At 64.7% G+C, this 25,852-nt stretch carries 24 protein-coding genes; 16 read left to right on the top strand and 8 right to left on the bottom strand.

The annotated features are described in order from the left end of the window. Positions 1-3 precede the first annotated feature (3 nt). From QQS14_RS13630 to QQS14_RS13640, 3 genes are all read right to left on the bottom strand, one after another. Positions 4-549, bottom strand: a complete 546-nt coding sequence (locus QQS14_RS13630) for an A24 family peptidase (RefSeq protein ID WP_285907560.1) — start codon at positions 547-549, stop codon at positions 4-6. 144 nt (positions 550-693) lie between these two features. Beyond that, positions 694-876: a Flp family type IVb pilin gene (locus QQS14_RS13635; RefSeq protein ID WP_285907561.1), complete on the bottom strand. Its 183-nt coding sequence runs from the start codon at positions 874-876 to the stop codon at positions 694-696. Between the two features lie 537 nt (positions 877-1,413). Then, entirely contained in the window at positions 1,414-2,853 is a 1,440-nt protein-coding gene (locus QQS14_RS13640; protein ID WP_285907562.1) for a sigma-54-dependent transcriptional regulator, read from the bottom strand. 255 nt (positions 2,854-3,108) lie between these two features. Here QQS14_RS13640 and QQS14_RS13645 point away from each other — a divergent pair, with 255 nt between their 5' ends. The 4 genes from QQS14_RS13645 (at position 3,109) to QQS14_RS13660 (ending at position 6,322) form a co-directional block, all read left to right on the top strand. Continuing rightward, entirely contained in the window at positions 3,109-3,495 is a 387-nt protein-coding gene (locus QQS14_RS13645; protein WP_285907563.1) for a TadE/TadG family type IV pilus assembly protein, read from the top strand. Beyond that, positions 3,401-4,732, top strand: coding sequence for a vWA domain-containing protein (locus tag QQS14_RS13650; RefSeq protein WP_285907564.1), 1,332 nt, complete (start codon positions 3,401-3,403; stop codon positions 4,730-4,732). The genes QQS14_RS13645 and QQS14_RS13650 overlap by 95 nt, the downstream gene beginning before the upstream one ends. A 10-nt stretch (positions 4,733-4,742) precedes the next feature. Beyond that, positions 4,743-5,207, top strand: a complete 465-nt coding sequence (locus QQS14_RS13655; protein ID WP_285907565.1) for a TadE/TadG family type IV pilus assembly protein — start codon at positions 4,743-4,745, stop codon at positions 5,205-5,207. A 335-nt stretch (positions 5,208-5,542) separates the two neighbouring features. Further along, positions 5,543-6,322, top strand: a complete 780-nt coding sequence (locus QQS14_RS13660; RefSeq protein WP_425607932.1) for a tetratricopeptide repeat protein — start codon at positions 5,543-5,545, stop codon at positions 6,320-6,322. Positions 6,323-6,349: 27 nt separating this feature from the next. Here the strand turns inward: QQS14_RS13660 and QQS14_RS13665 are convergent, their stop codons facing one another. Further along, on the bottom strand, positions 6,350-7,168 hold the full coding sequence (locus QQS14_RS13665; RefSeq protein ID WP_285907566.1) for a nitroreductase family protein: 819 nt from the start codon (positions 7,166-7,168) through the stop codon (positions 6,350-6,352). 238 nt (positions 7,169-7,406) lie between these two features. Between QQS14_RS13665 and QQS14_RS13670 the strand changes: the two genes are divergently transcribed. The 8 genes from QQS14_RS13670 (at position 7,407) to QQS14_RS13705 (ending at position 16,207) form a co-directional block, all read left to right on the top strand. Beyond that, positions 7,407-9,182, top strand: a complete 1,776-nt coding sequence (locus QQS14_RS13670) for a glutamine--tRNA ligase/YqeY domain fusion protein (protein ID WP_285907567.1) — start codon at positions 7,407-7,409, stop codon at positions 9,180-9,182. Positions 9,183-9,315: 133 nt separating this feature from the next. Beyond that, complete coding sequence (locus QQS14_RS13675; protein WP_285907568.1) at positions 9,316-9,792, top strand: cation:proton antiporter regulatory subunit; 477 nt, start codon at positions 9,316-9,318, stop codon at positions 9,790-9,792. A gap of 84 nt (positions 9,793-9,876) precedes the next feature. After that, the gene (locus QQS14_RS13680; protein ID WP_285907569.1) at positions 9,877-11,052 is read left to right on the top strand and encodes a cation:proton antiporter; all 1,176 of its coding nucleotides are present in this window, start codon (positions 9,877-9,879) and stop codon (positions 11,050-11,052) included. Between the two features lie 139 nt (positions 11,053-11,191). Further along, entirely contained in the window at positions 11,192-11,887 is a 696-nt protein-coding gene (locus tag QQS14_RS13685) for a DUF1538 domain-containing protein (protein ID WP_285907570.1), read from the top strand. Next, positions 11,884-12,612, top strand: coding sequence for a DUF1538 domain-containing protein (locus QQS14_RS13690; RefSeq protein WP_285907571.1), 729 nt, complete (start codon positions 11,884-11,886; stop codon positions 12,610-12,612). The genes QQS14_RS13685 and QQS14_RS13690 overlap by 4 nt, the downstream gene beginning before the upstream one ends. Before the next feature lie 2 nt (positions 12,613-12,614). Beyond that, positions 12,615-12,959 carry a P-II family nitrogen regulator gene (locus tag QQS14_RS13695; protein WP_285907572.1) on the top strand — a complete coding sequence of 115 codons (345 nt, stop codon included), beginning with the start codon at positions 12,615-12,617 and terminating at the stop codon, positions 12,957-12,959. A gap of 62 nt (positions 12,960-13,021) precedes the next feature. Further along, on the top strand, positions 13,022-14,710 hold the full coding sequence (locus tag QQS14_RS13700) for a potassium channel family protein (RefSeq protein WP_285907573.1): 1,689 nt from the start codon (positions 13,022-13,024) through the stop codon (positions 14,708-14,710). An 81-nt stretch (positions 14,711-14,791) separates the two neighbouring features. Beyond that, positions 14,792-16,207, top strand: a complete 1,416-nt coding sequence (locus tag QQS14_RS13705; protein WP_285907574.1) for a sigma-54-dependent transcriptional regulator — start codon at positions 14,792-14,794, stop codon at positions 16,205-16,207. 103 nt (positions 16,208-16,310) lie between these two features. Here QQS14_RS13705 and QQS14_RS13710 read toward each other — a convergent pair whose 3' ends face one another. Next, complete coding sequence (locus QQS14_RS13710) at positions 16,311-17,150, bottom strand: tetratricopeptide repeat protein (protein WP_285907575.1); 840 nt, start codon at positions 17,148-17,150, stop codon at positions 16,311-16,313. A gap of 93 nt (positions 17,151-17,243) precedes the next feature. Continuing rightward, on the bottom strand, positions 17,244-18,176 hold the full coding sequence (locus tag QQS14_RS13715) for a radical SAM/SPASM domain-containing protein (RefSeq protein WP_285907576.1): 933 nt from the start codon (positions 18,174-18,176) through the stop codon (positions 17,244-17,246). Between the two features lie 334 nt (positions 18,177-18,510). Between QQS14_RS13715 and QQS14_RS13720 the strand changes: the two genes are divergently transcribed. From QQS14_RS13720 to QQS14_RS13735, 4 genes are all read left to right on the top strand, one after another. Further along, on the top strand, positions 18,511-19,071 hold the full coding sequence (locus QQS14_RS13720; protein ID WP_285907577.1) for a helix-turn-helix domain-containing protein: 561 nt from the start codon (positions 18,511-18,513) through the stop codon (positions 19,069-19,071). 9 nt (positions 19,072-19,080) lie between these two features. Then, the gene (locus QQS14_RS13725) at positions 19,081-20,721 is read left to right on the top strand and encodes an AMP-binding protein (protein WP_285907578.1); all 1,641 of its coding nucleotides are present in this window, start codon (positions 19,081-19,083) and stop codon (positions 20,719-20,721) included. Positions 20,722-20,794: 73 nt separating this feature from the next. Beyond that, complete coding sequence (locus QQS14_RS13730; RefSeq protein ID WP_285907579.1) at positions 20,795-21,343, top strand: helix-turn-helix domain-containing protein; 549 nt, start codon at positions 20,795-20,797, stop codon at positions 21,341-21,343. Positions 21,344-21,438: 95 nt separating this feature from the next. Then, on the top strand, positions 21,439-23,076 hold the full coding sequence (locus QQS14_RS13735; protein ID WP_285907580.1) for an AMP-binding protein: 1,638 nt from the start codon (positions 21,439-21,441) through the stop codon (positions 23,074-23,076). 74 nt (positions 23,077-23,150) lie between these two features. On the opposite strand, the gene QQS14_RS13740 is transcribed toward QQS14_RS13735, so the two are convergent. Beyond that, a complete protein-coding gene (locus QQS14_RS13740; protein ID WP_285907581.1) occupies positions 23,151-24,080 on the bottom strand; it encodes a DMT family transporter in 930 nt (309 codons plus the stop codon). A 65-nt stretch (positions 24,081-24,145) separates the two neighbouring features. Then, positions 24,146-24,949: an AraC family transcriptional regulator gene (locus QQS14_RS13745; protein ID WP_285907582.1), complete on the bottom strand. Its 804-nt coding sequence runs from the start codon at positions 24,947-24,949 to the stop codon at positions 24,146-24,148. Positions 24,950-25,852: the final 903 nt, after the last annotated feature.

A 25,852-nucleotide genomic window follows, 5' to 3' on the forward strand; every position in this document is an offset into this window, starting at 1 on the left:
ACACTAGCGGGCCAGGATTGACCCGGTCTGGGTCACGTTGACGACCATGGCGGCCACAGTGCCCACGGCGATGGCCACGCCGTAGCACAGGCGCGGCAGGGCCTGGCCCTCGGTCACGGGCGTGTACTCGAAGCGCCGGGTGGACACGGCCAGGAGGAAGGTGGCCCAGATGTTGATCAGCACGGCCTTGAACTGGTCGAAGTGGCGGGCGAGGACGATGACGGCGTAGATTCCGCCCGCAAGACAGGTGAAGAGGAAGGCGGTAAAGGCGGCCTGGGCCCCGAGCCACGCGCCCACCCCGGCCATGAGCTTGACGTCGCCAGCGCCCATCATGCCCAGGAAATACGGCACGAGCATCACCCCGAGGCCCAGGGCGAACCCGCCTGCGCCGAGCAGCAGGCCATCGACCCCGGCGTGCAGGGTGTGAGCGGCCAACCCGGACAGGATGAGCGGAAAGGTCAGCCAGTTGTAGATGCGCTGGCTTCTGATGTCGGTGATGGTGGCGACGATGAGCGCCGCCGCGAGCACGCTGGCGATGAAATGATCCATGGTTCCCCCGATGCGCAGAGGCCTTGCCCCGTCGTCCGTTTTCCCCTCGGACGGCTGGACCGGGGCTGGCGGGCTGCATTCCCGCCCACCCCGGTCCGGCTGCTCTGGCGCTTCCGTTATACGGATTGCCTGTGGTGCTCCGGCCTACGGAGCGGTGCCGGTGGCAGCCTGCATGCTGGTGGCGATGGAGCTGAAGGTGGAGGAAACCACGCCACCCAGGGTGGTGACCGCGCCGACGATGGCAGCGGCGATCAGGGCTGCGAGCAGACCGTATTCAAGAGCGGTCGCGCCTTCTTCATTCATGATCAGGTTCATGATCTTGGACATTGCTTTTCTCCTTGTGCTTGTGATCGGCCCGGCAGGGCCTGAAATTCGTTTTGCGATGATTCGCACCAGCCACGCCCCGAAGAAAGCAACCGCCGTGCCACAGCCGATCACGGCCTGCCACTATACATATAACATATTGTTTTAACAGGATTTAATTTTTCTCACCTTACGAGAGGCTTCATCGACGGCGCAGTCGGCTGGGCCTTAATCCACAATCAGTGGATACACTTTTCGGCCGCAACCAGAGAGTGCACCGGACAAACTTCATGATTTCAGCAAGTTGTTGAAACACACAAAGAGTGGATTGCAATGAAAACCCAGAGATTCGCCGAACTGGGGGCGTTATCGGGCCGTTGAAGAAGTCAGCACTTGCAGACTGTTCAAAAAGGGTGAGATGCTAGGCTCGAAAAAAAGGGCAAGGCCGAAGCGTACTTCTTGTGCGCGAGGATTTGCCCTTTTTGAATAAGCTTTCTGTACGGCTCGAAGACTCGCCTACAGTCACTTAACGGCCGCAGATCGCCATTTTTCAACAGTCTGCTATGCCTTGAAGGCGGCGGGGTCGATGCCGTGTTTCTGGATCTTGTTCCAGAGGTTCCTGGGTGAAATGCCCAGGCTTTCGGCGGCATCAGTCTGCACGCCCCGGGCATGGCTCAGGGCGGCTTCGATGCGCTGGCGCTCGTAGCGGATCAGGGATTGGCGCAGGGGCAGGGTGTCGGTCTCTGCTCCCGGGCCGTGCTCCGGCCCCGGCTCCCGGTCAAAGCCCTGCGGAGGAATCGGCGGGCACGGGTCGCAGGTTCCGGCTGGCCGCCGGTTGGAAAAGGCCTGATCCACGTCGCCCGGGGTGATCACGGTGGAGGTGCAGAAGATGGCCGCCCGCTCCACCGCATTGGCGAACTGGCGGACATTGCCCGGCCAGTCGTAGTTGAAGAATATCTCCATGGCCTGCTGGGAGATGGCGGTGATGTCAGTGCCCAGCCGCCGGTTGGCGCGATCGAGGAAGAACTCGGCCAGGAGCGGCAGGTCGTCCTTGCGCTGGCGCAAGGGGGGCAGGACCAGGGTGGCCACGTTGAGCCGGTAATAGAGATCGCTGCGGAACGCCCCGCTCTCCACGCGCTGCTCCAGCTCCTGGTTGGTGGCCGCGATGATGCGCACGTCAAAGGTCACGGGCTTGGCCCCGCCCAACCGCTCGGCCTGCTTCTGCTCCACGGCGCGCAGCAGTTTCGGCTGGAGATTCAGCGGCATGTCGCCTATCTCGTCCAGCAGGATGGTGCCAGTCCGAGCCTGCTCGAACTTGCCCGCCTTGGCAGAGGTGGCGCCGGTAAAGGCTCCCTTTTCGTGGCCGAACAGCTCGCTTTCGATGAGATTCTCGGGAATGGCCGCGCAGTTGAGCTTGACAAACGGCCCCCTGGACCGGCTGCTCAGGGCGTGGATGGTGTCCGAGACCAGCTCCTTGCCCGTGCCGGTCTCGCCCATGATCAATACATCTGCATCAAGCCCGGCCACTCGGGCGACACGCTCCTTGAGGGCGCGCATGGGCGCGGACTGGCCGATGATGGTGTGGAGCGGGCTCGCCTTGTCGCGCCGCCTGAGTTCGACCAGCTCCTGCTGGAGCCGCCGCTTCTCCAGGGCGCGGCGCACCACCACCTCCATCTCCACCAGGGAAAAGGGCTTGGTGAAATAGTCATAGGCCCCGCGCTGCATGGCCAACACGCCGGAATCCTTGGATGCATACCCGGTCATGACGATGACGTCCACACCGGGCGCGGCCTGGGCCAGATGCGGCAGGGCATCGAGCCCGGACATGCCCGGCAGCTTGATGTCGTGCAGGATCAGGTCCGGCCCCACGGCCGCGGCCTTGCGGATGCCCTCCTCGGCCGTGGACGCGGTGTCCACCGCGTACCCCTTCTCCATCAGGGCCTCCACCAGCATCCCCTGAAACGCGCGGTCGTCGTCCACGACCAGTATCCGCTCCGCCATGTGCCCTCCCTTCATTCTGCCTGTGCCACAAGGGTACACTGCCCCGCCACACAAATCCATGAAAAATGGATGGCCGCGTTTGAACAGACGCTCCAAGTCCGAGCCAGCCAAGCACACGGTTCGAATATATTCCAGTAAATTAAAATAGATACTTCATGTCGCCAATCGTGTTTCCCCTGCTGGCACAGCCATTGCTTATGAGAAAGGCATCCGGCCCGAGCCGGAGCGATCACGAGCCTTTCAAGGAGAGACGCTATGAGGAAGTGGGACGATTCACGCCGGGGGCTGGCGGCCGTCGAGTTCGCGCTGATGCTGCCGGCCATGGCGCTGCTGCTCTTCCTGCTCATCGAGGGGGCCGGGGCCATGCACGCCTATTCCAATGTGGTCCAGGCCAGCCGCGAGGGCGCGCGCATGGCTCTCATGGACGGCACCGTCTCGGACATCGAGGCCCTGGTCCAGGCCGTGACCCAGGGACTAAAGAGCGAGGCCGTGAACACGGCCGTCACCGCCAATCCCGCCGCCAACACTGTCACCGTCGAGGTTTCCTATGCCTATCAACCGTTCCTCAAGAACGCCGTCGAACTGCTCAACTGCGGCTCGGCCCTCACGCTGGTGGCCCAGACAACGATGCCGCTGCCTTAGGCGCTCCGAGAGCGGTGCCACCAGCGCCTTCATCGCCCTGCTGCTGCCGGTGCTGCTGGCCGTGGCCGGACTGGCCGTGGACATGGGCAACATGTACCTGACCCACACCCGGCTCCAGGCTGCGGTGGACGCGGGCGCGCTGGCCGGAAGCCTTGAACTGCCCTATGACCCGGACCTGTCCAAGGGCATCGTGCAGCAGGCGGCCACGACCATGGTCCACACCAACATGCCCGACGCGGTCATCGACAGCGTGACCCCGGGAAGCGAGGTGCGCAGCGTCGTGGTCGAGGCCAGGGCCAAGGCGCCGCTGCTGATCATGGGCTTCCTCAAGCTCACGGACCCGTGGGTTCAGGCCCGGGCGGCCGCCGGGTTCAACAAGCTTGAGGTGGTCTTTGTCATCGACAACTCCGGCTCTATGAAGGGCACACCCATCAATCTGGTCAAGGAGGCGTCCATCGGCCTGACTGACCTGCTCATCCCCGATGGCCAGCAGCCTGACACCAAGGTGGGTCTGGTGGCCTTTCGCGGCAAGGTGCGCCTCGGCGGGGACGTGGACGGCCTGGAAGCGGGCTGCCGCAACGCCGACGGCTCGGTCAACACCGGCATCCACGAGGATTTCATGGACATGTACTGGTCCCTATCTTCCTACTACCGCGACCGCATCGATCTCGACACCTGCTCCAGCATCCCGGAGTCTCGCCCCTTGAGCACGGACAAGGACTCGGTCATCTCGGGCATCAACTCCCAGACCGCCTTGGGCAGCGCCTCGGGCACGGTCATCTCCGAGGGCATCAAGTGGGCGCGGCACATGCTCACCCCCGAGGCCCCCTACACCCAGGCCGGAGACAGAAAGGACTTCCGCAAGATCATGATCGTGCTCACCGACGGCGACACCGAAGACGGCGAGTGCGGCGGCCCCTTCCGGGCCACTTACCGGCCTAACAACTACTGGACCAACGCCTACTACGGCATGGGCGTGGACACCGCCCACTGCAATGACGGCGGCGTGCTCAACCAGGACATGCTCACCGAGGCCCAGCTGGCCAAGGACGAGGGCATCGAGATCTTCGCCATCCGCTTCGGCGACTCGGACAACGTGGATCGGGCGCTCATGAAGCAGATCGCCTCCAGCAAGCCGGGCACGGACGACCACTACTTTGACGCCCCGTCGGTCTACGACATCCCGGACGTCTTCAAGAAGATCGGCAAGCAGCTGGGCTGGCGGCTCCTGAACTAGGGAGGAACCTATGCGACACCTCAAGACCAACCGCCGCCGGGGCATGACCACCATGGAGTTCGCCCTGATCCTGCCCTTCCTGCTGGCCATGGTCATGGTCACCATCGAGGCCGGGACCATGTTCTACTCCTGGCTGACCCTCCAAAAAGCGGCCCAGAGCGGCACCCGCTTCGCAGCCACCGGCCAGGGCGAGGAGCAGGGAGACCGGCTGAACCGGATCATGGAAGCCGCCGGGGTCTGGCTCGATCACCTGGACAGCGGCGGCACCGAGATCACCGTGCGCTCCTGGCCCGACACCTCGGCCTCGGGCGACGGCACGGCCGACGACGCAGGCCCCCCCTGCGGTCTGGTCGAGGTGGCCGTGACCTACCACTACCACCCCTTCACCCCCATCATCGGGGCCATGCTGCCTCAGTCCATCCCCCTGACCGGATCGGACCGCAAGCTCAACGAGCCCTGGCGTCCCTGCGACTAGCTCGCCAGCCCGCTCCTCACCACCACACGGAAGGCCCCGCCAGGGGCCTTCCCCAGGCTGTTGAGAAAGGCCCGATTGCGTCGTTGCTTCAAAAAAGGCAAACCCTCGCGTATTGCACATACGCGTCGGCCTTGCCTTTTTTTCGCGCCTAGCACTCGAACCTTTCTCAGCAGCCTGTCAGAGCGGACTGTGTCAACACTCTGCGGAAGGCCCCGCCTGGGGCCTTCCCCGTCTGCCCGCACCGGCGAAACAAGAAGAGTTATTGCTTTTTCCTGTGCCCTGGAATATATGTTCAACTCGATCCCTGGTTGCTACGAAACACCGCTGAAACCCGGATGGCGGCCTGGCGCGAAGCGGACAGACGGAGACTGAACGTGAATGATTATCCTCAGATACTTGGCGTCTACTCCCTTTCGCTGGAGGCCGACATCGGCACCGGCGGCACCCAGGGAAAGCACCAGAACGTGACCTACTGGTACGCGCGCCAGCTCTCGCCCAGCGAGTTCGAGGTCCAGCCGCTGAACGTGCACCATGTGCCCTCGGGCGTCCGCAGCGTGCTCGGCGAGATAGACTTCCTCAAGCAGTACACGCCTGAGCCCAGCTACTACCGCATCCATACCGTCCCGGCCCTCAACACCTTGAGCCGCAAGGTCAAGATGGGCAACGAGGCCTTCGCCGCCGGCGACCTGGACGAGGCCGAGCGCCAGTTCCTCAAGGCGCTGATGGTGGACGACAAGAACGTGAACGCCAACTACGGCCTGGGTGAAGTCTACTCCGAACAAAAAGACTTCGACAAACTCAAGAAGGTCCTCGACACACTTCTGGGCCTGGACGAGGCCTTCACCCACGAGCACAGGCAGAAGTTCAACCAGTTCGGCATCTCGCTGCGCAAGAACGGCCACTACGACGAGTCCATCCGCTACTACAACAAATCCCTCGAGATCGTGGAAGACGACGAGAACGTCTATTTCAACCTCGCCCGGGTCTACTTTGAAAAGGGCATGAGCGACCAGTGCGTGCGCAGCCTGGAGCAGGCCCTGAGCCTCAACCCCGAGTTCATCGAGGCCCAGAAATTCCTCAAATACTGCCGCAAATCGGCCCAGCCCCAAGCGTAACGCCCGGGCACCCGGGCCGGAAGGCGATCACAGCCAATCCACCCTGGCTTGGGTCCTGGGTGGCGCGGCCGCATAGCGCCGGGCCGGGCGGCCCAGCATGAGCGCACCGCGCACCGCGCGGTCCTCATCCAGCCCGAGAACGCGCAGCACGCGCGGGTCATGCCTGGCCGCCGCGCAGAGATACCCGCACCAGCACGCCCCGAGCCCGGCCCCGGCGGCCGCCAGCTCCAGATATGTCACGGCGATGACCCCGTCCTCGGCCGGGGTGATGCCCTGCGCCGGCGTGTGGGCCACGGCCAGCATGGGCGCGTCCCGGCAGATGATGTCCACGCCCGCATCAAAGGCACCCACCACCCCGGGCAGGTGCAGGGCCGCGGCCAGGGGCGTCTGCCGCTCAACCTCGCCGCGCATCCACTGCGCCACGGCCACGGCCACGGTACGCACCGCCTCGGGAGTGGAGACCATCACCCATTCCACGGGCCGGGCATTGTGCCCGGAGGGCGCGTACTGGGTCAGGTCGAGGAGCCGGGCCACCAGCTCGCGCTCGGGGGGCTCGGGCCGGAAGGCGCGCATGGAGCGGCGCGCCCTGAGCAGCCACTCCACCTGATCAAGGGACGGCCGGTTGGCCCGATCAAGGGACACCGGGCCTGAGGCGAAGCGGTCGAGCCGCAGCGCCCCGTGGGGACAGACAGCCACGCAGTGGCCGCACTCGATGCAGTAGGCGTGTTTCTTCTCATGGGGCACGGGCAGTTCGTCCGGCGCGCAGACGATGCACCCGGCCGGACACACGGCCGCGCACAGGCCGTCGCGGGCGCAGGCTTCTGCATCAACGGTGAAGAGGGTCATGAAAGCCTCCGGGGGTTTGGGTGAGGGCCCATGGTGCCCCTTTCCCGCCCGGGGGGCAAGGGCCGGAACACGCGGCACACGTTGACCGGCCAGCGGTTTTCCCGTAATTCGATGACCCGGCGCGATTATCATTTCCAGGCAGGACCGCATCCGGCAATCAACAAGGACTGGGCAACGCCAGGACACCCCGCATGGCAGCCCCCATATGGCACCCCATATGGCAACAAGGACAGAGCACATGAGCAACACGCCCGACGCCCCGGAAAGAGGCAAGGACTTCATCCGCACCATCATCGACAGGGACAACGAGAGCGGCGCCTACGGGGGCCGAGTCCACACCCGCTTTCCTCCCGAGCCCAACGGCTACCTGCACATCGGCCACGCCAAGTCCATCTGCCTCAATTTCGGCATCGCCCGCGACTACCAGGGCCGGTGCAACCTGCGCTTCGACGACACCAATCCGGTCAAGGAGGACGTGGAGTACGTGGAGTCCATCAAGGAGGACGTGCGCTGGCTCGGCTTCGAGTGGGACGCCAACTTCTACGCCTCGGACTACTTCGAGAAGCTCTACCTGATCGCCGAGCTGTTCATCAGGATGGGCAGGGCCTATGTGGATCACCAGAGCGCCGACGAGATCCGCGCCAACCGGGGCACCCTCAAGGAGCCGGGCACCAACTCGCCCCACCGCGACCGCAGCGTGGAGGAGAACCTCTCCCTGTTCCGGGCCATGCGCGCGGGCGAGCTGGCCGACGGCGCGTGCGTCCTGCGCGCCAAGATCGACATGGCCGCGCCCAACGTGGTCCTGCGCGACCCGACGCTCTACCGCATCAAGCGCGCCAGCCACCACCGCACCGGCGATGCATGGTGCATCTACCCCATGTACGACTTCACCCACGGCCTGTCCGACGCCATCGAGGGCATCACCCACTCCATCTGCACCCTGGAGTTCGAGAACAACCGCCCACTGTACGACTGGTGCGTGGACACGCTCATGCAGGGGTTGAGAATGCCCGAACTTTTCGGAGAAAACGCGGCCGCCTATGGGGAGCTGGCCGCCCTGCCCGGCTTCACCCAGCGGCCCCGCCAGTACGAGTTCGCCCGGCTCAACCTGACCGGCACCGTGCTCTCCAAGCGCAAGCTCATCCAACTGGTGCAGGAGGGATTCGTCTCGGGCTGGGACGACCCGCGCATGCCCACCATCTGCGGCCTGCGCCGCCGCGGCTACACCCCGGCCTCCCTGCGCGATTTCTGCGACCGCATCGGCGTGGCCAAGGCGGACTCCACCGTGGAACAGGCCCTGCTCGAGCACTGCGTGCGCCAGGACCTCAACGACCGCGCCCCGCGCTACCTCGGGGTCATGGACCCGGTGAAGCTTGTCATCGAGAACTACCCCGAAGACGGGCTGGACGAGTTCACCATGCCGCTGCACCCCGAGGACGAGTCCATGGGCACCCGCGTGGTGCCCTTCACCCGCGAGCTGTGGATCGAGCGGGCCGACTTCATGGAGGACGCGCCCAAGAAATACTTCCGCCTCGCCCCAGGCCGCGAGGTACGCCTGCGCTTTGCCTACTACGTCACCTGCACCGGCTTCACCCGCGACGTCGACGGACGGATCTCCGAGGTCCGCGCCACCTATGATCCCGAAACGCGCGGCGGCTGGTCCAAGGACGGGCGCAAGATCAAGGGCACCCTGCACTGGGTCTCCACCGCCCACGCACTGGCGGCCGAGGTGCGCAACTACGGCCCCCTCTTCACCTGCGACAACCCGAACGCGGTGGCCGAGGGCGGCAGCTTCACGGACCATGTCAACCCCGACTCCCTGGAGGTGCTGACCCGGTGCATGGTGGAACCGGCCATGGCGGGCATGGCCCCGGGCACCAACTTCCAGTTCGAGCGCACCGGCTACTACTGCGCGGACTCGCGCGACCACGCGCCCGGCTCGCGCCTCGTCTTCAACCGCACAACCACCCTGCGCGACACCTGGGCCAAGATTCAACAGAAGATGGAGGGCTGAGCAAGGCTGACGGGCAAGGGCGGAACAAGCTCCTTCTCCTGACGCCCCAAGGCCGGAACTGGCCGATCTTAATTTACAATCGGCACTTTCGCGGGTACATACTCTCTGAGTATCAAAGACGCTGGAGGACACCATGGACGTCAAGACAACGGATCTGCCCGGCATCGGGAAAAAATATTCCATGACCACCGTGGGCGGGAAGCACATCGTGATCCTGCTTCACCTGACGGGCAACCGGGAAATCTACTACTTCGACGACCCGGACGACGACCCCCTGGCCACGGTCAAGTTCAGCGACGAGGAGGCCCGCAAGCTCGGGGCCATCCTGCTGGGCGTGGACTACCAGCCCGTGGCCGACGACCGCATGGACCTGCTGCTCCGCTCGGTGCGCATCGAGTGGATAAAGGTCGGAGCCGCCAGCCAGCTCAAGGGCAAGACCATCGCCGAATCCCAGATCCGCAAGATGACCGGCTCCACCATCATCGGCATCGACCGGGGAGGCGCCATCATCGGCAGCCCGGACATCACCGAGGTCATCACCGAAGGCGACGTGCTCATGGCCATCGGCTCGCGCGAGCAGATCAAGACGCTGGAAGACATGTGCCGCTAGGCGCGACCGGGTCCGCCCCGAAGGCCACGACTCCTGGGCCGGTCGCGGCCTCTGTTTGCGCACACCACCACTGAGCGAGGCGATATGGACAGCCTTCCCTTTCTCCTCCTGGCCGGAATAGTGTTGATCACCTTCTTCGGGGCCTCCCTGACCTCCATGAAGATCAAGGTGCCCTCGGTCCTTATCTACATCCTGCTCGGCGTGGTCCTGGCAGGGTATGTCAGCGACAACAAGCACATTCACGAGGCCGCCGAGATCGGCATCGTCTTCCTCTTCTTCATCGTGGGGCTCGAATTCCCGCTCATACGGATGATGGACGTGGGGCGGCGCATCTGGCCGGCCGGGCTCATCGACGTGGCCCTCAACTTCGGCGTGGTCATGGGCTTTGGCCTGATCCTGGGGCTCGACATCCTCTCCTCCTTCATCATCGGCTCCGTGTCCTATGCCACCAGCTCGTCCATCACGGTCAAGATGCTGGAGGAAAAGAAACGGCTGGCCAACCCGGAGTCGGAGTTCATCCTCGGCCTGCTCATCTTCGAGGATCTGGTGGCCCCGCTGCTGGTCACCTTCATCGCCGCCACCATGGGGGGCGACGAGATGACCGCCGGGTTTGCCGGGCTGCTCACCCTCAAGATCGTGCTCTTTGTGGCCGGAGCCGTGGCCATCGCCTATTTCGGCTTCCGCCGGATGGGAACCTTCATGGGCCGCTACATCCAGACCGACTTCATCCCCCTGCTCGCGGCCGGGCTGGCCCTGGCCTATGCGGGGCTTGCGCTGTGGCTGGGCCTCTCCGAGATCCTGGGCGCGTTCCTGGCCGGGGTCATGCTCTCGGAGACAGGCAAGGCCCACGACCTGGAGCAGCTCTTCATCCCGCTGCGCAACATCATGCTGCCCTTCTTCTTCTTCTGGTTCGGCACCACGGTGCAGTTCGGCGACGGCGTGCCCATGCCCCTGCTCCTGGGGGTGTGCGTGGTCTGGGCCGTGATCGGCAAGGTGCTCACCGGCTACCTGGGCGGCCGCATCTCCGGGCTGACACCCAAGATCGCGGCCAGGGCCGGGTTCTCGCTGGTCCAGCGCGGCGAATTCTCGGCCGTCATCGCCAGCCTTGCCGTGCCCCAGCTGCGCGTGTTCAGCGGTGCCTACGTCATCATCACGGCCATGATCGGTGTCTTCCTGTTCCAGAAGGCCCCGGCCTTTGCCGACCGCTTCCACCTGTGGCGCAAGGCCCGCATGGAGAAAAAGGCCAGCGCGCCCGACTAGTCGCCCCAGCAGTATCCATCGACAGGGCGCGGGCGAAACGCCTTGAAACCCCGGTACGATACTGGTATTTTGTTCTTTGCTGGCGATCTGAACGTTCTGACACACGGACGACATCCATGAACCGCCACCAAGGGAACCCATGAAGGCCCGAATCAACGATAACCTCAAGGAAGTCCTGCTGGCCGTGCTGCCCATCGCCGGGGTGGTCATCCTGTTGCAGGTGTTCCTGGTCTCCCTGTCCTGGGAGGTCTTTGCCCGGTTTCTCGTGGGCGCGGCCATGGTCCTGGCCGGACTGTTCCTCTTTCTCCAGGGCGTGAAGATCGGCCTCCTGCCCATGGGCGAGGCCGTGGGCGGCGAGCTGCCCAAGCACGGTTCATTGCGCTTCCTGCTCTTCTTTTCCTTCATTCTCGGCTTTGCCGTGACCGTGGCCGAGCCGGACGTGCGCGTGCTGGCCCATCAGGTGGACCTCGCCTCGGGCGGCGCGGTCAACAGGCAGGTGCTCATCCTCAGCGTGGCGCTGGGCGTGGCCCTGTTCGTGGTCCTGGCCATGGCCCGCATCGTCTTCAGAACGCCCATCGCCTGGCTCTACGCGGTCAGCTACCTGCTGATCATCACCCTGTCGCTGATCACCCCGGCCGACTTCGTGCCCATCGCCTTTGACGCGGGCGGCGTCACCACCGGGCCTGTGACCGTGCCCTTCATCCTGGCGCTGGGCCTTGGCACCGTGGCGGTCATGGGCGGCCGATCGTCCTTTTCCGACGGCTTCGGCCTTGTCGGGCTGGCCTCGGTGGGGCCGGTCATTGGTGTCATGCTCCTGGGGATGTTCTACGGATGACCGGTCTGCTCGACTTTCTCGACTTCGGCCATGTGGTCGCCGAGGTGCTCCAGGCCCTGACCCCGCTGGTGCTCTTTTTCCTCTATTTCCAGGTGCGCTACCTCAAGCTGCCCACGGAGTACGTGCTGAACATGGTCAAGGGGCTGGCCCTGTGCGTGGCCGGGCTGATCCTCTTCCTGCAGGGGGTGCAGGTGGGGTTCATGCCCGTGGGCACGGCCATGGGCGAGGTGCTGGGGGCCATGGATTCCACCTGGCCGCTGATTCCCATCGGGTTCGTCCTCGGGCTGGTAGCCACCGTGGCCGAACCCGCGGTGCACATCCTCAGCCAGCAGGTGGAAAAGGCGTCCTCGGGCAGCATCAAGGGCAAGGTCATCCTCATCGCCCTGTCCCTGGGCGTGGCCCTGTTCGTGGCCCTGGGCATGGCCAAGATCATTTACGGCGTTCCCATCCATCACATCCTCATCCCCGGCTATCTCGCGGCCCTGGTCATGATGCGGTTTTGCGACCCGACCTTCATCGCCATCGCCTTTGACGCGGGCGGCGTGGCCACCGGCCCCATGACCGTGACCTTTGTCCTGGCCGTGGCCCTGGGCATCGCCACTGCCATGGAGGGGCGCGACCCCATCCTGGACGGCTTCGGCCTCATCGCGCTGGTGGCACTGGCCCCCATCCTGTCGGTCATGGCTCTGGGAATGATCGTGACTTACGCAAAGAGAAGGAGTTAGGCATGGAACTGGACATCCCCTTTGACCTGATCGTCACCGTGGTGGACAAGGGCAACTGCGAGGCCATCATCACCGCCTCCAAGGCTGCCGGCGCCGAGGGGGGAACCATCATTCCCGGGCGCGGCACCGGCATCCGCGAAAACAAGAAGCTGTGGGGCATCCCCATCGAGCCGGAAAAGGACATCGTCCTGACCATCGTGCCCAGCGACAAGAGCCGGGCGATTCTCGAAGCCATCGTCCGCGAGGGTGAACTGAATCAGCCAGGCAAGGGCATCGCCTTTGTCCTGGAGTTGAAAACCGTCGCAGGCATCTGGCACCTCATCAACCCCGAGGCCGTCGCCGACTGAGTCGGCTGACGGCCGCCGCAGGCCCAGCGCCAAACGCATCGGGCGCATCACGGAACCGCACCATGAAATTCATCCCCGCGCAGATCACCTATCTCATCCGCGACAGGCGCGCCCAGCGCAATCTGCGCGCCCTGGTCAAGTTCCTGCTTTTCCTCTTGGCGTGCATCACCCTCTACAGCGTGCTCTTCCATGTGCTCATGGAGCGCGAGGGTCAGGAATTCTCATGGGTGACAGGCTTTTATTGGACCCTGACCGTCATGTCCACCCTGGGGTTCGGCGACATCACCTTCACCTCTGACCTGGGCCGGATGTTCTCGCTGGTGGTGCTGCTCTCGGGCGTCGTCTTCCTGCTGGTCATGCTCCCCTTCACCTTCATCCAGTTCTTCTACGCACCCTTTCTCGAAGCCCAGACCAAGTCGCGGGTGCGCCGCGATATGCCGGAGACCGCGTCGGGCCACCTGATCATCGTGGGCTCGGACCCCGTGGCCCTGAACCTGGCCGTGCGCCTTGACCAGTTCCACTACGACCACTGCATCCTCGTCCAAGACGTGCACCACGCCCTCGACCTCCTGGACCAGGGGTACAAGCCCGTGGTCGGCCCCTCCGACGATCCGGAGACCTACCAGCGACTGCGGGCCGACCACGCCGCCATGGTGGTACTCCTCAACGACGACATGAAGAACACCAACGCCGCCTTCACCATCCGCGAGGTCGCGCCCAAAGTGCCAATCGTGGCCAATGCGGACTCCGAGGAGTCGGTGGACATCCTCGAGATGGCCGGGGCCAGCCATGTCTTCCAGTTCATGCGCATGCTCGGCGAGATGCTGGCCCGGCGCAACCTGGGCGCGGGCACCCGCAGCAACGTCATCGGCAGCGTCCACGAACTGCTCCTGGCCGAGGCTCCCGCCCAGGGCACCCCGCTGGTGGGCCGCACCATCCGCGACTGCGGGCTGCGCGACATCGCGGGCATGAACATCGTGGGCCTGTGGGACCGCGGACGGATCGAGGCCCCGCGCCCGGAAACGGTCATCGGCCAGGGCTCCATCCTGGTCCTGGCCGGAACCAGGGCGCAGCTCGACGCCTTCGACGCCTTTGCCGGGCCGACATCGGCGGTCTCGGCCCCGGTGCTGGTTCTGGGCGGCGGCCGGGTGGGCCGGGCCACGGCCCAAACCCTGGCCGCCCAGGGCGTGGACTACCGCATCGTGGAGAAAAACCCCAAGCTCATCCGCGACCGGAAACACTACGTCCACGGCAGCGCCTCGGACCTGGATACCCTGGAGGCGGCGGGCATCAACAAGGCTTCCTCGGTCTTCGTCACCACCCACAACGACGACCTCAACATCTATCTGACCATCTACTGCCGCCGGTTGCGCCCGGACATCCAGATCGTCAGCCGGGCCACCCTTGACCGCAACATCAGCGTCCTGCACAAGGCCGGGGCCGATCTGGTCATGTCCTACGCCACCATCACGGCCAACACCGTCATCAACCTCCTCAGCCCGGGCAAGGTGCTCACCCTGACCGAGGGGCTGAACATCTTCCGGGTCAAGGTCCACTCCTCCCTGGCGGGCACCACCCTCATGGACAGCGGCCTGCGCCAGGGTACCGGATGCAGCGTCATCGCCGTGGCCCACGGCGACGAGTTGGAGGTCAACCCGGACCCGACCCGGCCCCTGGACGCCGCCGACTCCCTCTACGTCATCGGCGACGCAGCGGCCGAGCGCCGGTTCATGGAAAAATACCCGGGCTGACGCCGCCCCGACAGCGCGAGAAGCAGGGCAGGACAGGGAACCACTTGTAAACAATTCAACTTCCCGTTAATAGACAGGATCATGTCAGCCAGAACCGTGCTCTTCATCGCGGAACCGCAGTCCGTTGCCGCCGTCTTCCCCACCCTCAAGGCGGCGGGACTCCAGGCCGGACTGGCCGACAACCTGACCGGCGCGCTGGGCTTCATCAAGAAATCGCACCCCTGCCTCGTCTTCTGCCGCCCGGCCATGCAGGGGTTCGACGCCCGCGCCCTGCTCGATCAGGCCCGCGAGGTCGAGGGATTCCCGCCGGTGATCATCTTCACGCCCAGCGGCAATGCCGAGGAGGCCACCCGCTTCCTCTCCATGGGCGCGCGCGACTACTGGGTGGAGCCCCTGGCCTGGGACAAGATCAAGCTGGTCCTCCCGGCAGAGCCCGCCCCGCCGCCGCCCGAACCAGCCCAGCCGCAACGCCCCTCCGCCGCCCCGGCCGTTCCCGGCAAATTTCACATCATCGGCCGCCACGAGGCCGTGCTGCGCGTGCTCGCCCTGGCCCGGCAGGTGGCCCGGTCCAAGGCCACGGTGCTCATCGCGGGCGAGTCCGGCACCGGCAAGGAGATGTTCGCCCGCTACCTGCACCACAACTCGGACCGCACGGACAAGCCCTTTGTGGCCATCAACTGCGCGGCCCTGCCCGAGCATCTGCTGGAATCCGAGCTTTTCGGCCACGAAAAGGGCGCCTTCACCGGGGCCATCAGCCGCAAGCCCGGCAAGTTCGAGCTGGCCCACGGCGGCACCATTCTCCTTGACGAAATCACCGAGATGGATCAGGGCCTGCAAGCCAAACTGCTGCGCGTGCTCCAGGAATCCGAGTTCGACCGGGTGGGCGGCGTGGAGACGGTCAGCGTGGACGTGCGCGTGCTGGCCACCACCAACCGCGACATCGAGGCCGCGGTGAACGACGGCAAATTCCGCCAGGACCTCTTCTACCGGCTCAATGTCATCCCGCTGAAGCTGCCCGCCCTCAGGGAGCGCGGCGACGATGTCCTCCTGCTGGCAGAGTTCTTCACCAACAAGTTCAGCGCCGCCTACGGCCTGGGCCGACTCGCCTTCACCGAAAACGCCAAGAAATGGCTCATGAACTACGACTGGCCCGGCAATGTGCGCGAGCTGCAAAACCTCATGGAACGGGCCGTGCTCCTGGCTGGGGCCGGACCCATCCAGACCCGCCATTTCCTCATGGGCGACGAGCAGTGGACGCCGGACGACCTCGCTGCCGTGGGCGCGGACCAGCAGGCCGCCAGCCAGGCCCCGCCGCCCACCTCCATGGACGAGGCCCTCTCGGTCATGCCCCTGCACGAGATGGAGAAGCGCCTGATTCTCATGAGTCTTGAAGAAACCACGGGCAACCGCACCCGCGCCGCCGAGCTGCTTGGCATCTCGGTGCGCACCCTGCGCAACAAGCTCAACGAGTACAAGCAGCAGGGAATCGACGTCTGACGTTAGCCCCGCCCCAACCAGCGGACGGCCGACCTCCCCGGGGGAAGTCGGCCGTGATTGTTTTGCGGTCGGGAATTGTCAGGGGTTGCTGAAGCGCAGGGCCTCACATGTCAAGCACGCGCCCGCCGCCCTCCTTCTCGACATAGGCCAGGAATTTTCGGGCCTCCTCGAAGCGGGGGTTGAGCTCCAGCGCCCGATGCAGGTGAGCCAGACACTGGTCCCTGTCGCCGCGCTCGAAGTAGGCGCGGGCGATGTTGTAGTGGAGGTTCTCGTCGCTGTCCGTCAGTTGCAGGGCGCGCTCGTAGTATTCCACGGCCTGGTCAAGGAGCTTGGACTTGCGCAGGTTGATGCCGAATTCGTTGAAGAGATGCTTGTGCTCCGGGGCAAAGGCGGCCTCCAGCGAGACCACGCGCTTGAAGATGTCGCCCGCCTTGCTCGCGTCGCCGCGCTCCATGTAGGTCAAGCCGAGGCCGAAATTGGCGCGCACGTTCTCCTCGTCCACGTTCAGGGCGGCCTCGTATTCGAACTGGGCGGAGTAGAGCGCGCCCTGCTCGCGCTGGGCCTCGGCGCGCTTGAGGGTGGTGTCCAGTTCCTTCATCCGGGGATAGACTTCCTTCTGGTAGTACTCAAGCTCCGGGTTGTAGCGCTCCAGGAAGTCCGCCTTGGCCACGGCCTCGGCCTGTCCCGAGGGCACGTTGTTCTTGTTCAGGGGCCTGACCATGACCATGACGCGGCCATCCTCGTCCGGCTCGGCCTCCTCGGCGAACCAGTACGCCTTCTGGATGACCTTGCGCGAGGTGGTACCCGTGCCCACCCTAACCACGGCCTGGCTCGAAAACACCCCGGATATCCGGTGCCGCCGCACGGAATCGGGAATCTCCACCTCGGGCATGGCCGCATCCTGCGACACCTTGCCCCCGGTGGTCCTCTCGTCTGCCGTCATCTGTCCCCCGCTGATTGCCAATGGCTGAACATCCGCTCCCTTCCCGCGCCGGACCGTTCCATCACCCGGAAGCGCCGGGAATCGCCCTGCGCGCTAGCAGCCGCACTTGCGGCATATCTCCAGGTTCTCGAAATTGCCCTCGAAATACTCGTAGATCAGCTTCATGAACCTTTCGGAATTCCACACTTCCCGGATGGAGCTGTTGGCGATATTTCCGACCACCACCGACTGCTTCCAGTCGTGGCAGCAGATGATCATGTCGCCGTTCTCCACAATGTACGCCTGCTTGAGAAACAGGTCGCAGTGGCGCTTCTTCTTCCTCTCCAGGGTATCGACACAGACGGAATCAAAGGTCTCCTCACCCACGCGGTTGTCCACGGCGTGGATGTGAAACTTCACATCCCGCTGGTCCCAGTACTTCCTGGCGTCCTCCAGCTCGTGCTCCACCAGCCGCGTGCGCAGGGTCGTGATGTTGACCTTGGGATGCTTGGCTCCCATCTTCCGCTTCAGGTCCAGAAACCTGTCGATGTTCTCCATGGTCCGCGCGAAATCAAGGGACATGGACTGGCGGTAGGTCTCCTCGCTGTATCCGTTCACGCTGATCCAGATCTGGGTCAGCTTGGCGTTGATCAGCGCCTCGCCGATCTCCGGGGTCAGCAGGCTGGCGTTGGTGGTGATCCGCGTCTTGACCGGCAGGATGGAGTGCTTCTTGATGTCGGCCAGGATTCGCGGCATCCGCTTGTCCATGAGCGGCTCGTTGGTCATGTAGGGGCTCACCCTGCCCACGCCGCTGCGGCCGCACTCCTTGATGATCTTGCTGATGAGCCCGTCATCCATCCGCCCGTGGGGGATGGCCTTGGGCTCGCTCGAATGGCAGCAGAACACGCACTTGGCGTTGCAGGTCGAAAGGGTCTGGAACTGGACCGCCCGGGGAAACCTGGGCCGGAACCGCTTCCCGGTCCTGATCCAGGTGACGATGTTCTCGAGATAGGAACTCCCCTGACGGGGCATATAATACTCGGCCAAAACGCCTCCTCTGGCTCGATTCATCCAAGGTTTGGTCGCGGTCCGGGCAGCAGGCCGGACTCGCCGCAATGCCTGGGATCGACGCCTCCAGGCCCTGGCGCCAAGACGCCGGGTTGCCGCGCGGCAGGCCCCTGTACATTGCCTGCCGACCATACACCGCCTGAAACACGAAGGCAATGAAGCCGCCCGCCGTGCCTGCGCTTTTCTCGCACGTGGTGACAACCGCGCCTGTTTCGGGTACACGCATGGGCGGCAAAGAGTCATCCCGGATCGTGATCCGTTTCAGCCAAGGATTCCGGCCACAGGGCCGAAGACACGCAAGGAGCAGTTTCCCATGAGCAGCATCGGCACCAGGATACAGGCATACCGAGAGAGGCAGAAACTGAGCGTCGGCGATCTGGCCGAGCGCACGGGCCTGACCGAGGACTTCATCAGCGCCGTGGAGCAGAGCGACATGTATCCCTCCCTGCGGCCGCTGGTGAAGCTGGCCCGCGCCCTGGGCGTGCGCCTTGGCACCTTCCTCGACGACCAGGTGTCGAGCGACCCGCTCATCGTCCGGCTGGCCGAGCGCGAGGAAGAGCTGACCATGCACCCGGACGGCAAGGAGCCGGGCATGGTCTTCCACTCCCTGGGCCGGGGCAAGACCGACCGCCACATGGAGCCCTTCTTCATCGAGATGCTGCCCAAATCGAGCCTGGACGACACCCTCTCCTCCCACGAGGGCGAGGAGTTCATCGTGGTCCACTCCGGCCGGGTGCGCATCCGCTACGGCCAGGAGGAGTCCATCCTCTCGCCCGGCGACTCGGTCTACTTCAACTCCGTGGTCCCCCACAACGTGGCCTGCGCCGGGGACGAGAAGGCGGAAATCTACGCGGTCCTCTACTTCCCGGAATAGGCGGCATCCATGGCAGCCATCCGAGAAATCACCCTGGGCGACCTGCTCAGCGAAACCGTCGCCAAATATCCCGATACCGAGGCCGTGGTCTATGTGGACCGCGATTTCCGCCTGACCTACCGCGAGTTCGGCGCGCTGGTGGACACCCTGGCCAAGGGGCTTATGGCCCTGGGCGTTGAGAGAGGCGAGAAGGTGGCCGTGTGGGCCAACAACGTGCCCTACTGGGTGGCGCTCCAGTTCGCCACGGCCAAAATCGGGGCCATCCTGCTCACGGTCAACACCCACTACCGCTCCCATGAGTTCAAGTACCTGCTCGAACACTCCGAGGCCGAGAACCTCTTCATCATCGGCAACTACCGCGACCACGACTACCTGGCCACGGTCTACGAGCAGATCCCGGAGCTGAAGACCCAGGAGCGCGGCCACCTGCGCACCAACAAGTTCCCCATGCTCAAGCGGCTCTTCTACCTCGGCCACGAAAAGCACCGGGGCATGTACTCCATTCCCGAATTGCAAGCCATGGCCGCCATGGTCTCCGACGATCAGTACCGCGCCCGCCAGGCCGGGCTCAGCCCCCACGACGTGGTCAACATGCAGTACACCTCGGGCACCACCGGCTTTCCCAAGGGCGTGCAGCTGACCCACTACAACATCGCCAACAACGGCTACTGGATCGGCAAGAACCAGGAGTTCAAGCCCGGCGATCGGCTCTGCCTGCCCGTGCCGCTCTTCCACTGTTTCGGCTGCGTGCTCGGCGTGCTCGCCTGCGTCAACCACGGGGTGACCATGGTCATCCTGGAGGACTACGTGCCCCTTGACGTCATGGCCGCCGTGGACCAGGAGAAGTGCACCGCCCTTTACGGCGTGCCCACCATGTACATCGCCATCCTCGATCATCCCCTGTTCGAGCGCTTCGACTATTCGAGCCTGCGCACCGGGATCATGGCCGGATCGCCCTGCCCGGTGGAGGTCATGAAGCGGGTCATGGACCGGATGAACATGAAGGAGATCACCATCTGCTACGGCCTGACCGAATCAAGCCCGGTCATGAGCCAGACCAAGATCGGCGACTCCATCCGCCAGATGACCGAGACCGTGGGCCAGGCCATGCCCGAGGTGGAGATCCGCATCGTGGACCCGGAGACCGGCCGCGAGGTGCCAAGCGGCACCCAGGGCGAGATCTGCTGCCGGGGCTACAACGTCATGGTCGGCTACTACAACAACCAGAAGGCCACCGAGGGGGCCATCGACGCCGACGGCTGGCTCCACTCCGGCGACCTCGGGGTCATGGACGGGGACGGCTACCTGTCCATCACCGGACGGCTCAAGGACATGATCATCCGGGGCGGCGAGAACGTCTATCCCCGCGAGATCGAGGAATTCCTCTACGCCATGGACGGCATCCGCGACGTGCAGGTGGCCGGGGTGCCGAGCAAAAAATTCGGCGAGGAGGTGGGGGCCTTCATCATCCTCAAGGATGGCGCCACCATGGAGCCCGAGGACGTCATCGACTACTGCCGGGGCAAGATCGCCCGGTACAAGACGCCAAAATACGTGACCTTCCTGACGGGCTACCCCATGACCGCGTCGGGCAAGATACAGAAATACAAGCTGCGCGAAATGGCCGCCGAACTGTGGCCCGACGCGTGACGCACCGCTGACACCGGGCGGGCCGGGGCTTGAAGCCAACGGCCCGCCCACCACTTTTCCCATGGAGGCAGAGATGGAGCAATACAAGGAAATCGCGCCCCGGCTGACCGGCCTGCGCGAGAGCATCGGCTGGACCATCAGCGAGATGGCCGATCTTCTGGGCGTGAGCGAGGAGACCGTGGCCGGATACGAGTCGGCCACCGTGGAGATTCCCGTGGGCTACCTGCTCGATGTCTCGCGCCTGTGCCGGGTGGACCTGACCACCCTCATCTCGGGCCGCGAGCCGCACCTCAAGTCCCACGCCCTGGTGCGCAAGGGCGAGGGGTTCGCCGTGGACCGACGCAAGGACTACGACTACAAGAGCCTGGGCTACAAGTTCGCCGGGCGGGAGATGGAGCCGTTTCTCATCAGCGTCCCGCCCAAGGACGGCGACACCATGACCGAGACCAGCCACCGGGGCCAGGAGTTCATCTACCTGCTCGAAGGCAGGCTCGAGCTGCGGCTGGGCGGCGAACCGCTCATCCTCGAACCCGGCGACTCGGTCTACTTCGACTCTTCCACACCCCACGCCATGCGCGGTCTGGACGGACGCGAAGCCCGCTTCATCGACGTGATTCTCTAGGGCTGGTCGTTAAATTTCGGCCCGCCCGGACCCCAGTGTCGAATCCAAGGACTGTGGACACCCATTCTGACACGCACTCACGGAGACGCATCGCCATGAACACCAAGCCCTCGTTTTCCAGCTACGCCGACATGCTGGCCAACTACCGGCTCCACTGCCCCGACGACTTCAACTTCGCCTACGACGTGCTCGACGCCAAGGACCCGGCCCAGCCCGCCATGATCCATGTGGACGACGCCGGAACCCGGCGCGACCTCGATTTCGGCTTCTTCCAGCAGACATCGCGCAGGCTGGCCAACGCGCTCATGGAGCGCGGCGTGAAGCCCGGCGACCGGGTCATGCTCATCCTCTACCGCCGGGTGGAATACTGGACCGCGATGCTCGCCCTGCACCGCATCGGGGCCGTGCCCATCCCCTCGCCCTCCCTGCTGACCACCAAGGACATCGTCCAGCGCGTCAACTACGCCGGAATCACGGCCATCATCTGCGAGGATTCCATCACCGCGCGCGTGGACGCGGCCCTGCCCGACTGCCCTGGCCTGGGCCTGCGCATCCAGGTGGGCGGCACCCCGGCCGAAGGCTGGCTCGATTTCGAGGCGATCATGGCCCAGGCCTCGCCCGAGTGCCCGCGCACCCCGGCCACGCCCGGCGGCCTGGACCCGCTGGTCATCTTCTTCTCCTCGGGCACCACCGGTCTGCCAAAGATGGTCCTGCACAACCACAAATACCCCTACAGCCACTACACCACGGCCGCGGTCTGGCACGACCTGACCCCGAGCGACATCCACCTGACCCTGTCCGACACCGGCTGGGGCAAGTCGGTCTGGGGCAAATTCTACGGCCAGTGGATGGCCGATGCCGTGGTCTTTGTCTGGGACTTCCGGGGCAAGTTCGAGGCCGACGCCCTGCTGCGCGTCATCGCGGACAACCGCATCACCACCTTCTGCGCGCCGCCCACGGTCTACCGCTTCCTGGTGCGCGAAGACCTGGCCAAGTACGACCTCTCGGCCCTGCGCCACTGCACCACCGCGGGCGAGCTGCTCAACGACTCGGTCTTTCACGCCTGGCACAAGGCGCTTGGCATGCCCATCTTTGAAGGCTACGGCCAGACCGAGACCACGCTCCAGGTGGCCACCTTCCCCTTCATGACCCCCAAGCCCGGCTCCATCGGCAAGCCCGTGCCCGGCTGGAACATCGCCCTACTCGACGACGCCGGCCAGCCTGTCCCGCAAGGCGAAGAAGGCGAAATCTGCATCAACATCGACTCGCCCGTGCTCGGCCTCTTCGACAGCTACATGGACGAGCCGGAGAAGACCGCCTCGGTCAAGTTCGACGGCTGGTACCACACCGGCGACAAGGCCTGGGCCGACGAGGACGGCTATCTCTGGTTCATGGGCCGCACCGACGACCTGATCAAGAGCTCGGGCTACCGCATCGGCCCCTTTGAGGTGGAGTCCGCCCTGGTCGCCCACGACGCCGTGGTCGAGGCCGCAGTCACCGGCGTGCCCGACGAAGTGCGCGGCCAGATCGTCAAGGCCACCGTGGTCCTCTCCGCCGGATACGAGGGCAATGAGGAACTGACCAAGACCCTCCAGACCTTTGTGCGCGAGTTGACCGCGCCCTACAAGTATCCGCGCATCATCGAATACGTGAGCGAGCTGCCCAAGACCATCAGCGGCAAGATCAAACGCAAGGAAATCCGCGAGGCGGACCTGAAGAAATACGCTGTCTGACCGCAAGGCGGAATCGACAACACACCGGGCCGACGACGCGATGCGTTGTCGGCCCGATTTGCTTTGCCTTCGCCTTAGCGCCGCGAGATGAGCACAATGCCCGCCAGCACGCAGGCGCAGCCCGCCAACTGGGGCACGCCAACTGGCTCGGCCAGAATCGCGGCCGAAAGAACCAGGGCGGACACGGGCATGATCGCGGTGAACACCCCGGCCGTGGAAGCGGGCACCCGGGTGATGCCCGCGAACCAGAGCAGATAGGCGAGCACGGTGACGAACACCCCGTAATAGGCCACCGAGAGCCAGCCGGTGACAGATACGCCAGCCAGGCCCCCCGAGGCCGGAATCACGAAAACCAGGTCCACCACCGCCCCGGGCAGGAACCAGGCCAGCCCGAAGAGCGACACCACCGTGGACGCGGCCAGGGGCGTGAGCGGCTCGGGCACCGCCTTGCGCAGGAGCAAGAAAAGCGACTCGAAGAGCACGGCCCCGAGCACCAGCAGGTTGCCCACCAGCGGCGCAGGCGCTCCGGAACCCGGGGCAGACACCACATTGACGGCCAGCAGACCCGCCACAGACAGCGCCATGCCCAGCCCGACCTTCAGGGTGGGCCGCTCCCGCATGAATATCCAGGCGATGAGCCCCATGCAGGCCGGGGTGGTGGCGGTGATGATCCCGGCGCTGGCCGGGGTGGTCAGCGCCAGCCCGTGCAGCAGGCAGACCGTGAACAGGAACGAGCCGCACAGGGCCTGCCCGGCCAGCACCAGCCACGAGCGGTGCGACAGCCGGGGCAGCCCGCCCTCCCGCAGGCGCAGGAGCGGCAGGAGGATGGCCAGGGCCAGAACAAAGCGCAGGGCCGAGGCGAACTGCACGGGCAGTTCTGCCACCATGATCTTGCCAGCCACCACCGAACTGCCCACCAGGACCATGGCCAGGGCCAGGCAGGCAGAGGCGGCGACAGGGGATGAAGCAGGAACAGAGGCTGATTCAGGAACATGTGCGGGCATGGGGTCTCCTTGTCACAGGGACCATAGCCGCGCCCAGCCCGCCAGTTTTGAAGATTCTTGCGAAATCAGTTTTGAAGATTCTTGCGGAAGTTGCCGGGCGTCATACCGGTCTGGCGCTTGAAGAGCCGGGTCAGGTGCGCCTGATCGGCAAAGCCGCACTCGCAGGCGATGTCCGCGATGCGGTCCGGCCCGGCCAGCTGCTGCCGGGCGCGCTCCGCCCGGACCTGGGTCAGATAGGCATGCGGAGTGACGCCCGTTGCCCGCTCGAAGACGCGCACCAGATGCCAGGGCGAAAGCCCGGCCGCCAGGGCCAGGGCCGCGAGGGAAAGGTCCGTGCCGTAAGCCTCCCGGATGACCTCCCTGGCGCGGGCCACGGCGCGATGCTCCCTGCCGGTCCTGCGCGGCCCCCCGCGCTCCTCGGCCCAGCGCCCTATCCACTGCGCCAGCAGCCCCATGAGGCGGGTCTCCTTTTCCATGAGCGGGGTCTGCGGCCGCTCCAGCAGATGATGCGTGAGCCGGATTCGATCAGCCAGGGCCGGGTCGTCGATGACCCCCATGCGAAAATCCGGCAGGCCCGTCCGGGCCAGCAGCTCGCCCGCCGCCCCGGCCACCGCCTCGGGCGGCAGGTAGAACATGCGGTAGGCCCAGCCCCCGGACACGGCCCCGTGGCCGTCGTGCGCCTCGCCCGGCACCACCAGGTTGACCTGCCCCCTGGCCGCCACCACGTTCTGCCCCAGGTAGCGAAAACCCATGGCCCCGGCCTCGATGCAGCCCAGCGCATACCCCTCGTGAAAGTGGCGCGAAAAGGTCTGGGTCACATACCGCGCGCGCAACAACTCCACCCCGCCAAGCTGCGGCAGCGCGGTCATGACAGCGTGTTCACGCTCTTCGCAAGACGTCCCGGGCAGATGATCCATACCACCCAAACATGCCCCCAAGCATGCACAATGGCAAGCACGCCGCAGGCCTCCGGTGGCCAGGGGGGGGAAGGGGAGAGGGAAACCCTTTCCAGACTGTCCAAAAACGTCCGATTGCTGCGTTGCTTCAAAACACTCAAATCCTCGCGTACTTTGAGTACGCTTCGGCCTTGATCGTTTTTCGCGCCTTGCACTCGAACTTTTTTTTGAACAGTCTGGGGATCATTTCTCCCCTTCCCCCCTGGACCCCCCATCCCTTCTCCCTTCCGAAACTTTTTTGGGCTCCGCTGCGCGGAGACGGGGTGGATGAGCGGGGGGACGAAGTTCTTTATGGATAATTTTCAAGAGAGGCGCACGGTAGGTGGCCGCGCGACCCCCTACGCCGCCGTCAGGCTTTTCTTTGCCCGTAAGACTCCCAGGCGGCGTAGACCAAAACAGTTTTGAAAGGGGGTCCGGTGGGATAACTTTTCCCAAAAGACCCACCGCGAATTCGAGAACCTAGTCCCCGCCGTGTCTTCCTAACATGGCTGGGACTTACTTCTGGCGATACTCGGGGGTTGCCGATTGTTTCTGGTGATTCTGGAATCAGAATCAACACATGTTTTCACACATGACCAGAAAAAATAGTCTATATTTGAATTAATTACGGCAAGAAAGCCAAGCCGCGTCAACATGAGGCCATCGCTGACTTCTAAAAGACTTCGAGTGTCCGTAAAAAGCTAGAGCCCTAGCCTCAGCAATGTTGCCGAAGAGAAGACTCGGAATGTCTTGCTTCCTGGCAGAGCGGCAATGGTTTGATTTTATTTGTCTATTTTGTTTCGGCGTGTCCTTTGTACATGGGAAAAGACCTGGCTG

Source organism: Pseudodesulfovibrio pelocollis (genome assembly GCF_030282845.1).
GTDB lineage: Bacteria > Desulfobacterota > Desulfovibrionia > Desulfovibrionales > Desulfovibrionaceae > Pseudodesulfovibrio > Pseudodesulfovibrio pelocollis.